Here is a 13,688-nt window from a genome sequence, read left to right on the forward strand (position 1 = left end):
TTTACATGAAAATATAAAAAAAGCCTTCTAATAAGAAGACTTTACTTTTTGTGAGTATGGGTCTTCTTATCTCTACAAGTTTTAGTAAACTTGAAGGAATTAGCACCTTTTCAGCTTAGGAAAGCTGCTGGTTGCTGAGGTTTCACAGGGCCATTCCCTCCACCTCTCTGGATAAGATTCCTTATTCAATTTATGTTTTTTTAACGCATCATTTACAAGCTTTGTTTTAAACTTTTCTCTAAATTTTTTAAAATGTAAGAATTGTTCGTTAGTTAGTTCTTCGAGGATATTACGCTTTTCTTGTCCATTATAGAATTTTTTTATAAGAACACGGCACTCGTAGAGAAAATCCACATACGATTCATAGTCTTCGTTATATGTTTCTTCAAGTTTTCTTTTTATTTTTTTAGTAAGCGCTGGACTTGATCCGCTCGTTGAAACCGAGAATACGAGTCTTCCTCTTCTTACAAGCGAAGGAACGATAAAATTACCTAACTCCGGTTGATCAGCAACATTAATAAGCTGCTTATCTGCCGCTTGTGTCGCAATCCATGCATTTACTGCATGATCATTTGTTGCAGCAACAATCAAAAATGCCTCTGTATAATCATTTGCTTCGATTTTCCTTGATATCCATCGAAGTTTATTTTGAGCTTGAAGCTGCTTAATCTCTAAAACTGCATCAGGGCTTACAACTGTAATATCTGCCTCAGTTTTCAATAGCCCTTGGATTTTACGCAGAGCAACATTACCTCCACCTGCTATCACCACTAATTTGTTTGTAAGATTTAAGTGAACGGGGTACAAATGCATTCCTCTCCTTATCATTGAGAGTCTCGTTTATTCGAGTCTCTAATACCTTTCTTAAAATAGGGTGATATCCAAGCGCTTCACAAATCATAATTTCTTTTTCGTTATGTCCTTTGTATTCATTAATCGTCTTGTTTATTCCCTTTAACAGGAGACCTGTAAATAATAAATACGGCACAATCACAACTTGATCACAAGCTTCCTGAATCTTTGTCAGCGCATCTTCAAATCTCGGTTTAGAACCAGTGAGAAAGCAAGCTTGAATTTGCGGAACACGGTATCGCTCTCGTAATTGCTTTGCAATCAATTCGAGATCCCTTTTAACGTCAGGGTCAGAACTTCCGCGTCCAATCAGGAGTACATGAGATGTATCTTTTAAACTACTAACTTTGTTGTTTATCTTTTCCCAAAGCAAATCAGAAATGGATTCATGCACTCCAAATGGACGGCCATATGTGATTTCTACAGCAGGGTACTGATTCCGTAGCTTGATTAGTTCATCAGGAATATCTCTTTTAGAATGATTTGCAGACAATAGCAAGACAGGTACTACCGCAATCTTGGTTGCTCCTTTTTTGATGCATGTTTCAAATCCTTCTTTAATCGACGGCTCTGCAAGTTCAAGAAAACAGATTTCTTTTATAGGAGTGTCTATACTTTCAATGCATTGTTGTACGAAGGATTTTGCTTGTTCGCTTCCTTCTTTTAACCGGCTTCCATGACAGATTAAAAGCAGGGCTTGCATCTATAATGCTCCGCTCACGGAAAGTGCCTGCTGACTTCCTTGCAATTGTTCAAACCAGCTTAATTCTTTCCTCAAACGAACAACTTCACCGACCACTATCATACTTGGATTCTCAATTTTTTCTTTATTCACAATCTCTACAATTGTCGAGAGGGTCCCTGTAACTGTTCGCTGCTCTTCTAATGAGCCCCAATGTATTAATGCTACTGGTGTTGTCTCACTCTTGCCGTTTTCAATGAGTTTGGAGCATATATACGGCAGATTTCCTACACCCATATAAATTGCCAACGTATCAATGCCTTTTGCGAGGCTATCCCATTTCAGCTCTTCACTTTCTCCGTTTTTCCGGTGTCCCGTTACGAAAGCAAAACTGGAGCTAATTCCTCTATGAGTTACTGGAATGCCTGCATAAGCAGGAGCTGCAACGCCAGAAGTAATACCTGGAACAACTTCAAAGTATAGACGGTTCTTTGCTAGTGCCTCTGCTTCTTCACCGCCTCTCCCGAATACAAAAGGGTCTCCGCCTTTTAATCGTGTCACGGTTTTTCCTTTCTGTGCATGTTTGACTAAGAAACTGTTGATTGTTTCCTGTTTCATTGAATGATAGTTAGGAAGTTTTCCGCAATAAATCAAATCACAATCAGGCTTCGCGTAAGACAGGAGTTCTTTATTTACTAGACGATCATATAAAATAACATCCGCTTCCTTTATACATCGCAGCCCTTTTACTGTTATCAAATCCGGATCTCCTGGACCCGCTCCAACAAGATAAACTTTTCCCATCAAATCACCCCTTAATTGTTTACAATCGTTTCCCGTTCATATAAAACAAAGGCATTTCCAGTTCTTATTTTTTTCTTCTCATAAAGAGATATATCATCGACTTCAGGTTCCTTTAAAAAATACTTTTCAAGCTCTACCTCCACGAGTTGAAACGCCTGTTCATCACGGGAAGCGGCAACAACGACATCGATCACTTCAGAGTTTGAAGTCACTTCAAAACGGTATAAATACATTTGATTTGCCTCCCTGATTATGAAACTTGTTCAGTTAAACGTCCTGAGATTTCATCAAGTTGTATCTGCAGCTGTTCAAGACCAGTCCGATTCACATAGTCAAAGAAAGTTTCTGATGGCAGCTTCGTTTCTTTAAAGTAGGAAATCAAGTTAAACAAAACCTCATCTAACTGATTCGTATCGAATTTCCCTTTCAGCTTTTCATTGAATTTACCACCTTCATTTAACGTTCCGCCAACATAGATTTCAAAAGCTTCAACCATCTTTTTGTCTTTCGTTCTCATTAATACTCCTTGCAATCCGATATCTGCAATTTGTCTCTGCCCGCATGAATTTGGGCAGCCAACCATGTGGATTCGAACAGGGACATCTAGTGCAATTTGTTCATCCAAACTTTCCGCAAGGCGGTGCATTCTCTTTTTTGTTTCAACTAGTGCTAAGTTGCAGTATTCTGTCCCCGTACAAGAAACGGAATAGGCAATAAAGGATCTCGGTTCGATTGAAATCCGCTTAAAGACATCCTCTTTCAGCAGTTCATCGACATTCTCATGCGGGATGTTTGGAATAATCAGGTTTTGTGAGTTGCATGTTCTTATTTCACCATCGCCATATTTTTTAGATATTTCCGCAATTTCTAGTACTTCATCTGCATCCAGCCTGCCAACTGGTACATTAAATCCAATGTAGCTTAATCCGTCTTGTTTTTGAGGATGAACACCATAGAAATATCCTGCATTCCATCCAGTAAGAGCATCTTCGCCTTTGTTTGGAAGCGTTCCTGTATATTCAAGGACTTTATCTTTAAATTTCTCAGGTCCCCAATCCGCCATGAGAAACTTTAGTCTTGCGAGATGACGTTTCTCCCGGTATCCAAAATCCCGGAAAATGGTAGTAATTGCTACAGCAACCTCTTTTACTTGATGAGGTTCAATAAACAAATCTAATGGTTTTGCTAAATGAGGTCTTGCCGATAACCCGCCGCCTACCTTTAAATGAAACCCTGCAACCTTTTCGCCATTTATAATCTTCGTAGCGGGAGTAAACGCTACACAATTAATTTCTGCATGTGCACTATTTTTTACATTCGTACTAATCGACAATTTGTATTTTCTCGGAAGGTTTGAAAAATCTTCATTATGCTGAAAAAACTCATACACTTCCTTTACAATCCCTGATGTGTCAAAAAGTTCATTGGGATCGATTCCAGCCAAAGGATTCCCCATGATGTTTCTCGTGATATCACCGCATGCACCTGCACTGGACAATCCAACTGCACTTAATCGCTCAAAAATATCAGGAATCTCCTCAATCGTAAGCCAATGAAACTGAATAGCCTGACGAGTTGTTATATCGAAGACACTTCTTCCATAATCCTTACAAATTCCCGCTAAGGTCTTAACTTGCTCATAATTTAAAATACCTGATGGAACATTGATTCTCATCATAAAGTAGCCATCTTCTTTTGGTCGCTGCAAGTAGAGACCTGCCCATTTAAAACTGTCCCATTCTTCTTTTGGAATGGAAGAGAATCCGTTCTCAGCATAGTAAGGAATATCTTCAAAGATTTTGAGACCATCTTTTACAAGTTTTTTCTGTTCTGTCTTATTCAGTTTTGGATTTTCGGACCAGATTTTTTCATATGCCATTTTCACATCTCCCCTTAAATAAGCTGTCTACGTTCGAGATACTCAATAATCGTGTCCACACATGCTGGGATGGATTGTTCGCTCGTTTCAATCGTTAAATCAGGTTGATCTGGTTCTTCGTATGGTGAGCCGATTCCTGTGAAATCAGGAATCTCACCATTTCTTGCTTTGATATAAAGCCCTTTTGGATCGCGTTTTTCACACTCTTCCAATGGACAGTTTACAAACACTTCGATGAATTCATCTTCGCCAACAATCTCTTTCGCTTTCTTTCTGTCTTCTAAGAAAGGAGAAATGAATGCCGTTAAAACGACCGTACCGTTATCCACAAAAAGCTTAGATACCTCAGAAATGCGGCGTATGTTTTCAGTCCGATCTTTATCAGAAAAACCGAGATCTTTATTTAACCCATTTCGAATATTATCTCCATCAAGAACATAGTTTCCTATTCTTCGGTCATACAGTTCCTTTGCCAAAGCATTCGAAATGGTTGACTTCCCTGAACCCGATAAACCGGTGAACCAAAGAACAAAGCTATGATGTCCGTTCTGTCTTCTTCTATCTTCTTTCGTAATCGCTGAATCATGCCAAATGATATTTTGCTGTATGCTCATGCTGATCTCCTTTTAATTTGGATTCTTCTTCATGACGCTTTAGACCGTTGATTAAAATCTCTACTACCTCTTTACGACTAAACGTACTTGGAGGAAGTTCGCCTTTTCTTAAAAGCTCTCTTACTTTAGTACCGGACAGAATGACTCGGTCTTCTTGATCGTGCGGACATGTTTTTGAAGAGGCCATACCTTCACATTTCGTACAATAAAAACTATGTTCAAAAAACATTGGCGTAATGCCAAGCTCTTCAGATGAAAACTGTGTGAAAATCTCCTGTGCTTCATACGTTCCATAATAGTTGCCGACTCCCGCATGATCACGTCCAACAATAAAATGAGTACAGCCAAAGTTTTTTCTGACTAACGCATGGAAAATCGCTTCACGAGGCCCTGCATAGCGCATCGCTGCAGGGAAAACTGCTAAAAACACACGGTCTTTCGGATAATAGTTTTCTAGTAATTTTTGATAGCTTTCCATCCGGACATCTGCGGGAATATCATCTGATTTTGTTTCACCGACTAGTGGATTTAAAAATAGTCCGTCAACTGTTTCTAATGCTGTTTTTTGAATATATTCATGTGCACGATGGACTGGGTTCCTCGTTTGGAAACCAACGATTTTCTTCCATCCAAGCTGCTGGAACGTTTTTCTGCTTTCAGAAGGATCTAAATGAAATTCAGAGAACGATTTTTTTTGAATACGTTTTACAAGCGTAATTTCGCCTCCTGCATAAACGGATGGACGGTCTAATAATTTTTTAACTCCAGGATGTGATTCATTAGTAGTTTTGTAGACTTTTTCAGCTTCTTTTTGTTTATCAGGCTGAAAAATATCTCCTACCTTCAGTACCCCGTATGTTTCACCTTCAAATACTAATCTCACATCTTCTCCTGTTGATAAAGATTCTGCTGTTTCAGGATTTATTGGTAGTGTAATTGGGAGGCTCCATACCGTTCCATCCGCTAAACGTATTTGATTTACTACTGATAAATAATCTTCTTTATTCAGAAAACCAGTTAATGGGCTATAGGCACCAATCGCTATTAGTTCCAGATCACTTAATGCCGTCGCATCAAGCGGGATTTCCTTCTGAATATGATCAATCGATAAGTTTGGATCAAATTTGTTAATCAGTGTTCCGCCATGTGGTTCAATGGTAGTAATAGTAGACATTGTATCTCTCCTCCAGTGGTAAAATATTATGCTTGGTGCAGGCCGCATTCTAGTTTTCCGTGGCCAGACCAGCGTCCTGAGCGCAGATCGTTTATATCTAATACTGCTTTTGTACAAGGTGCACATCCGATACTTGGATAACCATTATCATGGAGTTTGTTATAGGGCAGATTATTCTTATGGGCATATCTCCAAATCTCTTTCCATGTCCAATGAATTAATGGACAAATTTTCACACTATGGAATCTCTCATCTTTATTAACAAACTGAATATGTTTTCTAGTCGGTGATTGCTCGCGGCGAAGTCCTGAGAGCCATGCTTTCACTCCGTTTAACTCCTCCTCAAGCGGGATTACTTTTCTTAACTTGCAGCATTGATTTGGATCAGTATTCCATAAATTTTCTCCATATTGTCCAACTTGTTCTTCAACTGATAATGATGGCTGCTTTATTTTAATCTGAAGCGTTGGATACTTTTCTTTTACAGCTTCAATTACTTGATACGTTTCCTGAAAATGAAGATGAGTATCTAAAAACGTTATCTTCGCATTCGGGTTTATTTGATGCACAAGATCGATCAAAACACTCCCTTCGATTCCAAAACTGCATGCATACACCAATTCGTCTCCATATTGTTGATACGCCCACTTTAAAACGTCCAGCGCACCTTTTGTTTCATTCTGAATTTCAAAATCATAAACATGTTCGTGATCATTCCAAGTATCAAATGTTATCAACGAACTCCCTCCTTTTGTGGAACAAAAAAACGGCTTTAACATAGATGAACACAATGTTCTTCACCTTTTGTTAAAACCGCCTCTAGTTTTCTAGTCAGCGAATTATTTAATTCGAAGTTTTTCATTCTTTTCCAGTTGAATCACTTTTCCGTCTTGAACGACTAAAGTAATCGAACCAAACTGGATGTTGCTCAGCATTTTTTTTAACTGTGGAATAAAATCATTTTCATCTTGCTCGTTTGCCACTTATAGACCACCCTTTCCATAAATTTTTCTGCAAAGATTTTTTATAAAAGGCTTTTTCCATTTTCAATGTTGCTTTTGAAAGTAGTTGATTTCCGTTTTAGGTTGCTCGCTTTCCGCGGGGCAAGCCGATGAGCCACATTCGTACGTTTTACTTATAAGTGTCTCACCTGCCCGCCTGTCCCGCAGGAGTCTCACACCTTACACTCCAACCAAACTGTCATTGAAGTGAAATGATAAAAATGCCCCTGAAACAACATTTTTTTAGAGTAGAGCCTTATAAAAAATAAAAAACCTTTCCATTTCGGAAAGATAGTGGAGGTAAGCGTATTACCTTATCTTCCAAAATGTGTAAACATTCTGCTGGAGTTAGCACCTTGCTGCATAGCAGGTTGCCGGGTTTCATCGGGCCAGATCCCTTCACCACTCTTGATAAGTTTATTTTTTTAAAATGATAACAACATATTCACATGATATCAACCCCTTTTTTTAATTATTCATTCTTTTCGAAAATATTTAAAAATGAGTCGTTGACTTTTTATCCCGATAAATCATATAGTATTAATTAATTTTAAAAATAATAACAATGCTGATCGGAAAACCGAAGGCTCTTAACGAAATCGTTGAGAGCCTTTTTTGTTTTTCAAGGAGGAGATCATGAAAAAGTTAATTGTTTTAGCGCTTATTGGACTTATTGCACAATTAATTGATGGAGCCTTAGGAATGGCTTATGGCGTTACTTCCACCACACTATTATTAGTGTTTGGGATTGCTCCTGCAGCAGCATCGGCTTCTGTCCACTTGGCAGAAGTAGTGACGACTGCTGCATCAGGTGTTTCTCATATTAAATTCGGAAATGTGGATCGTCAAATCGTTTACCGTCTCATTATTCCGGGTTCCATTGGTGCATTTTTCGGAGCTTGTTTCTTAAGCAGCATTCCTGGTGAAGTAATTAAACCCTATATATCCATTTTCCTTATCTCATTAGGTGTTTATATTCTTTACAGATTTCTTTTCAAGCAATATAAGAAACAATCTCAATCTGAAAACAAAACGTTTACAAAGAAACAGTTGGTTCCGTTAGGACTGCTTGCAGGATTTTTGGACGCAACTGGTGGCGGTGGCTGGGGCCCTGTTACAACCCCTGTACTGATGACAAAAGATGGGATGACAACTCGGAAAGTGATCGGTTCAGTAGATACAAGTGAATTTGCCGTAGCTGTTTCTGCCTCTATTGGCTTCTTCATTTCATTAGGATGGGCTCAAGTACAATGGATTTGGGTTGTATCACTTATGATCGGGGGATTAATTGCAGCTCCTATTGCAGCATGGCTTGTGAAAATCATCCCTTCACACATACTTGGTGTTTTTGTTGGAGGCTTCATTATTTTAACAAACTTAAAAGTGCTGCTGCATACGTTTAACTTTACCTCTGAGTCCAGCTATTCCATTTATGCTATTCTAATCATACTTTGGATAGCAGGAATAGCACTTACAATCAAAAAGGGTAAGGAAGAAAAAAACACTTCAAACAAAAAAACAAATTTTTTAAAAAATTCTGTTGACTATTAATCATGAGGTATGTAGTATGTAACTTAAATCAATTTTCATATTTTTTCTTATCTAGAGAGGTGGAGGGACTGACCCTATGAAGCCCGGCAACCAGCAGACATGCATGGTGCTAATTTCAGCAGAGCGAAAACGTTCTGAAAGATGAGAGCCCGATTCTTATGTATCACGGACCTCTTCTTTTGGAAGAGGTCCTTTTTGTTAGGCATTAAGCAAGTTGAAAATTGAAATCATGTTATTTCATGATAAAAAAACAAATGGAGAAGGAGAGATTTGGTATGAGCGAGAAAAGAGAGTATGGTTTCGAGACGGTTTCATTACATGAGGGACAAAAAGTAGATCCATCAACGAATTCGAGGGCAGTGCCGATCTATCAAACAGCATCTTATCAATTTGATAATACAGAACATGCTGCTAATTTATTTGGATTAAAAGAATTCGGCAATATTTATACACGCCTGATGAACCCGACACAAGATGCTTTTGAGCAAACAATCGCCAAATTAGAGGGTGGAATTGGAGCACTTGCTGTTTCTTCCGGTCAGGCAGCGATTACGTATTCTATTTTAAATATTGCTGGAGCAGGTGATGAAATTGTATCATCTACTTCCCTATATGGAGGAACTTATAATCTTTTTGCAATTACTCTTCCAAAGCTGGGAGTTCAAACAAAATTTGCTGATATCGAAAATATACAATCCTTCCGAGATGCCATTACCGACAAAACAAAAGCGGTTTACATTGAAACGATTGGTAATCCCAAGATTGATGTAGCTGATATTCAAGCGATTGCTGATATTGCACATGAAGCAGGACTTCCGCTTATTGTAGACAACACATTTGCAACCCCTTACCTGTGCCGCCCTATTGAACATGGTGCTGATGTTGTTGTTCATTCTGCTACTAAATTTATAGGAGGGCACGGAACATCAATTGGCGGTGTTATTATAGATTCAGGTAAGTTTGACTGGAATAATGAAAAGTTTCCGGGTCTTACAGAGCCTGACCCTAGTTATCAAGGAATCGTGTATACAGAAGCATTTGGCCCGCTCGCTTATATCTTGAAAGCCCGCGTTCAGCTGCTCCGTGATCTCGGTTCTGCGATTTCACCATTTAATTCATTCTTGTTTATTCAAGGGTTGGAAACATTGGCACTTCGCATGGAAAGACATGTTGAAAATACATTAAAAGTAGCTAAATTCTTAAAAGATCATCCTGCTGTTGACTGGGTGAACTATCCGGGATTAGAAGACAGCCCTTATAATGAGCTTGCCAAAAAGTATTTGCCAAAAGGTGCAGGCGCTATTCTAACATTCGGTGTAAAAGGCGGTGTTGAAGAAGGCAGAAAACTTATAGAGAGTGTTAGTATTTTCTCTCACCTTGCTAATGTAGGAGATTCCAAATCATTGATCATCCATCCTGCAAGCACAACACATCAGCAATTAACTGAAGAAGAACAACGAAAATCAGGAGTTGTTCCCGAGCTTATCAGACTATCAATCGGTATTGAAACAGTAGATGATCTGATTTACGATCTAGAAAACGCATTAAAAGTGATTCAGCCTTCTCCGAGCGGAGTGTAAATAAAATATTGAGAGCGGACTCGTATAGATTCGAGTCCGCTCTTTTTAGTTAATCTTGTATTATGACATTCCCATACAAACTTTATCACGTTGCTGCTGTTTAATCATGATTTACCTCTAAGCCAAACACTTCAATAAGGGTAATTGCCTGTTCTGGTGAAATAATAGCGCCTCTCAAATCATCTTCTTTCACATGAATAAATGTAAATTGGCAACTGCTTAGATCTACATTTTTTAATGCGGTGTCTGAAAACTGCACCTCTTGAATGGTTGAATTTCCAAGTTGAACATTTTCCAAAGTTGACTCAATGAAATTTGCCTCTTTTAATAGACAATGATCAAATTTAACATCTCGAAGCTCTGTGAGATTAAACAAGGAATAAGGAGCCTGACAATCAATAAATTGAACATCATGCATAACCGAATCATCAAAATCCGTACCTGCCATTTTACACTCTCTAAACTCAACACGGTTAAATCGCGCACCGTTTAATTTTACATTCGATAGATCACATTTTTCAAAGATGACATCAATCCATGTCGAAAAGGGCAATTGTGTTTGTTCAAAATTAACACCTTTGACATAGACTTCACTAAACCGAACATTTTTGGCATTCGCAGTACCTATGGCTGATTCAAGCCTCCCCATTTCGTACGAAGACCCATTTACAACTTCATCAATTTCTAGGATTTCCAAGTTTTCAGGGAGATCTGGTTTGTTAATGGTTCTTGTTTTCTTTTTCAATTCCATTCATCCTTTTCGAAATGAAGTTTTCAATCGGCTGTTTTCGTAAACTTTGTTGCTTTTGAATGATGTTAATCTCCTCTGCAGTGGCTCGCTTTCCTCAGGGTGTGCGGAGAGCCCATTCGTCGCCTTGCGACATTGAATGGACTCACCTGTCCAGCTCCAGCGAATAGCCCCTCGAGGTCAAAAGTTATATAGTCTTGAAGGCAAAAAGCGCCTTCCTAGCCCATCTCCCTTTTGCTTGTCGGGGCTGAACAATCCGCTACCGCTTTTCGGACTGTCCCACTCATCCTGTAGGAGTCTCGCCCTTCCACTCCAATTAACTTTTTAGAAAAGAACGTTTCAATATAGTAATAGATGCAACGTTTACAGCAATCATTAAGAACGTATTCGACATACTTAGCTTGTATCCTCTCCCCAAAAAAACGACCACAATAAGCAGTCGTTCAGTTCTAATATATAAAAATGATAAATCTATTACGAGTTTCATTTTTTCACTTAATAATTTTTTGTTTTTTTAAAGTTTCAATTGCAATATTTTTGGCTTCAGTCCCGCTTCCATCAATATTTACAGCAAAGACCCATGTTTTTTTACTCGTTACTACATAGCCAACATACCAGCCTAGCCCATAATCTGATAGTCTTGTCCCCGTTTTACCATGGAGAAGATAGTTGTCTTCATCGTTTTGAATCATCATCCTCTTCACTGTTTTTTGATGTTTCTTTTCAATTGGTAGCTTTTCCTTAACAAGCTTTTCTATAAAGTCTGCTTGTTCTATAGCTGATATCTTTAGCGTGCTGTCCAGCCAAAATGAATCAATCCCACCTGATATGTCTTTATTTCCATATTCAAACTTATTAACATGTTCCTGCATGTTTGTTTCCCCGATATCCCTCGCCATATCTTGATAATACCAAATTGCAGATTCTCTCATGGCAGACGCTAATGAATGATCCCTGTTCCATGTTTCGAATTGCATTAACACTCCATCCCAGCGTTTTACCTCATACTCGTCTCTCACTGCCTTTGTTTGCAAACCTATTAATGCATTCGGTACTTTGAACGTTGATTCTGGAGTGAACCTTTCTGAGGCTCTGTTTTCGTTGTAAACGTAAATCTTGTTGTTGTTAAGGTTCTTAAGTACCATCGTGCCTTCTTTTCCGTTAAAAAGCTCATGAATCTTCAATTTCTTTGTCTGCTGCTCCGCATTTGATATACCTGTTCCTGTAAAAACTAAAACAAACATACTTAACAGAAGTATTGCTAATCGTATTAATTTCATCTTTCATCCTCCTTTTTTAATAGGAAAATCTCATGATGTAATACGCGCTATTGTTACTCTATACTATAAGCAACCTAATTGAGTACAAAAAGAGATGATTATCCCGCCTGTACCCATACAGAATGAAAGGAGAGAAAACAAAATGCTGACGAAATATGGAGAGATTATTAAAGAAATCGAAATGAGAATTGAGGAGGGACGTATTTCACCTGGTGAAAAACTCCCTTCTGTACGAGCAATGTCAAAAGAATTTCAGTGCAGTATTAATTCAATTATTAAAGCTTATGCCGAGCTAGAAAAAGAACATAAAATCTATGCGGTTCCAAAGAGCGGCTACTTTCTTGTTGGGACAACGTCTAAATTTGAAGGGGGTTCTGCTGAGCTTATTGATTTTTCATCTGCTGGTCCCGACCGAAGCAAAATGCCATACCGATATTATCAGCATTGTATGAATCAGGCAATTGATCTTTATAAAGAAGAAATGTTTCAATACTCCGATCCACTTGGATTACTCACATTACGCCATCAGCTTTCCAAACAGCTGCAACATCTTCAAGTGTTTGCTCCTCCAGAAAGAATAGCTGTTGTAACTGGCTCTCAACAAGCACTAGACCTTCTTGTTTCTCTTCCCTTTCCAAATCAAAAAGAAGAAATTTGTGTTGAACAACCTACCCATTTTAGTTTTATTGATTCGATAATGTCCAGAGGCTTAAAATATGTTGGTATTGAATTGACAGATCGCGGCATCGATCTTGATTTATTAGAAGAGATTTTTCGAAACAGATCTATTAAAGTCTTTTACATGGTTTCCAGGTTCCAGAACCCGACAGGATACAGCTATTCTAATTATGAAAAAAAGAGAATTGTAGAGCTGGCACAAAAATATAACGTTTATATCATTGAAGACGATTATATGGGAGACCTGGATACTCGAAAAAAAGCAGACCCGATGTTTGCTTACGATCCCTTTGGCAGGGTCATCTATACAAAAAGTTTCTCAAAAGTTCTTCTTCCCGGGTTAAGGCTCGGAGTTGCCGTCTTGCCGGATATGATGATTCAAGACTTCACGAGAGCAAAGTTTGCAGCTGATGTTCATACACCGGTTCTTACCCAAGGCGCTTTGGAAATCTATTTAGAAAGCGGGATGTACTACGCTCATATTCAAAAACTAAGACAACAATACAAAAAGAAAGGGTCGATCTTAAAGCAAGCCTTCCTGGATCATTTACCTGAAGGAACATTATTTTCAGGAGGTCAATCCGGATTCTACTCGACGATTAAACTGCCTGGACGTATGCAAGCTGAACATCTTGTCCGTTATCTTAAGGAAAAGCAAGTACTAGTCCAAGATGCTACAAATATGTACCTGCCTCCTTATCGAAAGGTAGACAGAATTCGGCTTAGTGTGTCACAGGTAGAAGATCAGCAAATCTGTTTAGGCGTAAAAAAAATTGGGGAAGGCATACGCGATTTAATGGCAAAAACAATTCATTTCATATAAATACTCAAAAAAAAAAGGCGCT

Annotated in this window: 13 protein-coding genes, 1 pseudogene and 3 riboswitches; of the genes and pseudogenes, 3 read left to right on the forward strand and 11 right to left on the reverse strand. The window is 38.5% G+C overall.

What is annotated here, in order from left to right; genetic code table 11:
* Positions 1-63: 63 nt before the first annotated feature.
* Positions 64-178: riboswitch (SAM riboswitch) on the reverse strand.
* A 62-nt stretch (positions 179-240) separates the two neighbouring features.
* The 9 genes and pseudogenes from J2X07_RS19970 to J2X07_RS06925 all read right to left on the reverse strand — a co-directional run.
* A pseudogene (locus J2X07_RS19970) lies at positions 241-828 on the reverse strand (NAD(P)-binding protein); the annotation flags it as partial.
* The gene (locus J2X07_RS06890; RefSeq protein WP_310257728.1) at positions 749-1,555 is read right to left on the reverse strand and encodes a sirohydrochlorin chelatase; all 807 of its coding nucleotides are present in this window, start codon (positions 1,553-1,555) and stop codon (positions 749-751) included. The gene J2X07_RS06890 and the pseudogene J2X07_RS19970, both read right to left, overlap by 80 nt.
* Complete coding sequence (gene cobA, locus J2X07_RS06895; RefSeq protein ID WP_310257729.1) at positions 1,556-2,338, reverse strand: uroporphyrinogen-III C-methyltransferase; 783 nt, start codon at positions 2,336-2,338, stop codon at positions 1,556-1,558.
* A gap of 11 nt (positions 2,339-2,349) precedes the next feature.
* A complete protein-coding gene (locus tag J2X07_RS06900) occupies positions 2,350-2,571 on the reverse strand; it encodes a DUF3906 family protein (protein ID WP_310257730.1) in 222 nt (73 codons plus the stop codon).
* A gap of 17 nt (positions 2,572-2,588) precedes the next feature.
* Positions 2,589-4,217 carry a nitrite/sulfite reductase gene (locus J2X07_RS06905; protein WP_310257731.1) on the reverse strand — a complete coding sequence of 543 codons (1,629 nt, stop codon included), beginning with the start codon at positions 4,215-4,217 and terminating at the stop codon, positions 2,589-2,591.
* Positions 4,218-4,231: 14 nt separating this feature from the next.
* A complete protein-coding gene (gene cysC / locus J2X07_RS06910; protein WP_310258185.1) occupies positions 4,232-4,825 on the reverse strand; it encodes an adenylyl-sulfate kinase in 594 nt (197 codons plus the stop codon).
* Positions 4,800-6,005, reverse strand: coding sequence for a sulfate adenylyltransferase (sat, locus tag J2X07_RS06915; protein ID WP_310257732.1), 1,206 nt, complete (start codon positions 6,003-6,005; stop codon positions 4,800-4,802). The genes cysC and sat overlap by 26 nt, the downstream gene beginning before the upstream one ends.
* A 26-nt stretch (positions 6,006-6,031) precedes the next feature.
* On the reverse strand, positions 6,032-6,742 hold the full coding sequence (locus J2X07_RS06920; protein ID WP_310257733.1) for a phosphoadenylyl-sulfate reductase: 711 nt from the start codon (positions 6,740-6,742) through the stop codon (positions 6,032-6,034).
* A gap of 102 nt (positions 6,743-6,844) precedes the next feature.
* Positions 6,845-6,958, reverse strand: a complete 114-nt coding sequence (locus J2X07_RS06925) for a YezD family protein (protein ID WP_396136059.1) — start codon at positions 6,956-6,958, stop codon at positions 6,845-6,847.
* A 359-nt stretch (positions 6,959-7,317) separates the two neighbouring features.
* Positions 7,318-7,424: riboswitch (SAM riboswitch) on the reverse strand.
* A 218-nt stretch (positions 7,425-7,642) separates the two neighbouring features.
* Here J2X07_RS06925 and J2X07_RS06930 point away from each other — a divergent pair.
* Both J2X07_RS06930 and J2X07_RS06935 read left to right on the forward strand, forming a co-directional pair.
* Positions 7,643-8,557 (forward strand): sulfite exporter TauE/SafE family protein, encoded by a 915-nt coding sequence (locus J2X07_RS06930; protein ID WP_310257735.1) that lies wholly within the window; start codon positions 7,643-7,645, stop codon positions 8,555-8,557.
* 44 nt (positions 8,558-8,601) lie between these two features.
* Positions 8,602-8,705: riboswitch (SAM riboswitch) on the forward strand.
* Between the two features lie 127 nt (positions 8,706-8,832).
* Positions 8,833-10,137 carry a homocysteine synthase gene (locus tag J2X07_RS06935; protein ID WP_310257736.1) on the forward strand — a complete coding sequence of 435 codons (1,305 nt, stop codon included), beginning with the start codon at positions 8,833-8,835 and terminating at the stop codon, positions 10,135-10,137.
* Between the two features lie 100 nt (positions 10,138-10,237).
* On the opposite strand, the gene J2X07_RS06940 is transcribed toward J2X07_RS06935, so the two are convergent.
* Positions 10,238-10,882 (reverse strand): pentapeptide repeat-containing protein, encoded by a 645-nt coding sequence (locus J2X07_RS06940; RefSeq protein WP_310257737.1) that lies wholly within the window; start codon positions 10,880-10,882, stop codon positions 10,238-10,240.
* A 494-nt stretch (positions 10,883-11,376) separates the two neighbouring features.
* A complete protein-coding gene (gene blaOXA / locus J2X07_RS06945; protein ID WP_396193728.1) occupies positions 11,377-12,165 on the reverse strand; it encodes a class D beta-lactamase in 789 nt (262 codons plus the stop codon).
* 142 nt (positions 12,166-12,307) lie between these two features.
* Here blaOXA and J2X07_RS06950 point away from each other — a divergent pair, with 142 nt between their 5' ends.
* Positions 12,308-13,666: a PLP-dependent aminotransferase family protein gene (locus J2X07_RS06950; protein ID WP_310257738.1), complete on the forward strand. Its 1,359-nt coding sequence runs from the start codon at positions 12,308-12,310 to the stop codon at positions 13,664-13,666.
* The last annotated feature ends 22 nt before the right edge of the window (positions 13,667-13,688 follow it).

The sequence above is a fragment of the Fictibacillus barbaricus genome (assembly GCF_031457135.1).
GTDB lineage: Bacteria > Bacillota > Bacilli > Bacillales > Fictibacillaceae > Fictibacillus > Fictibacillus barbaricus_A.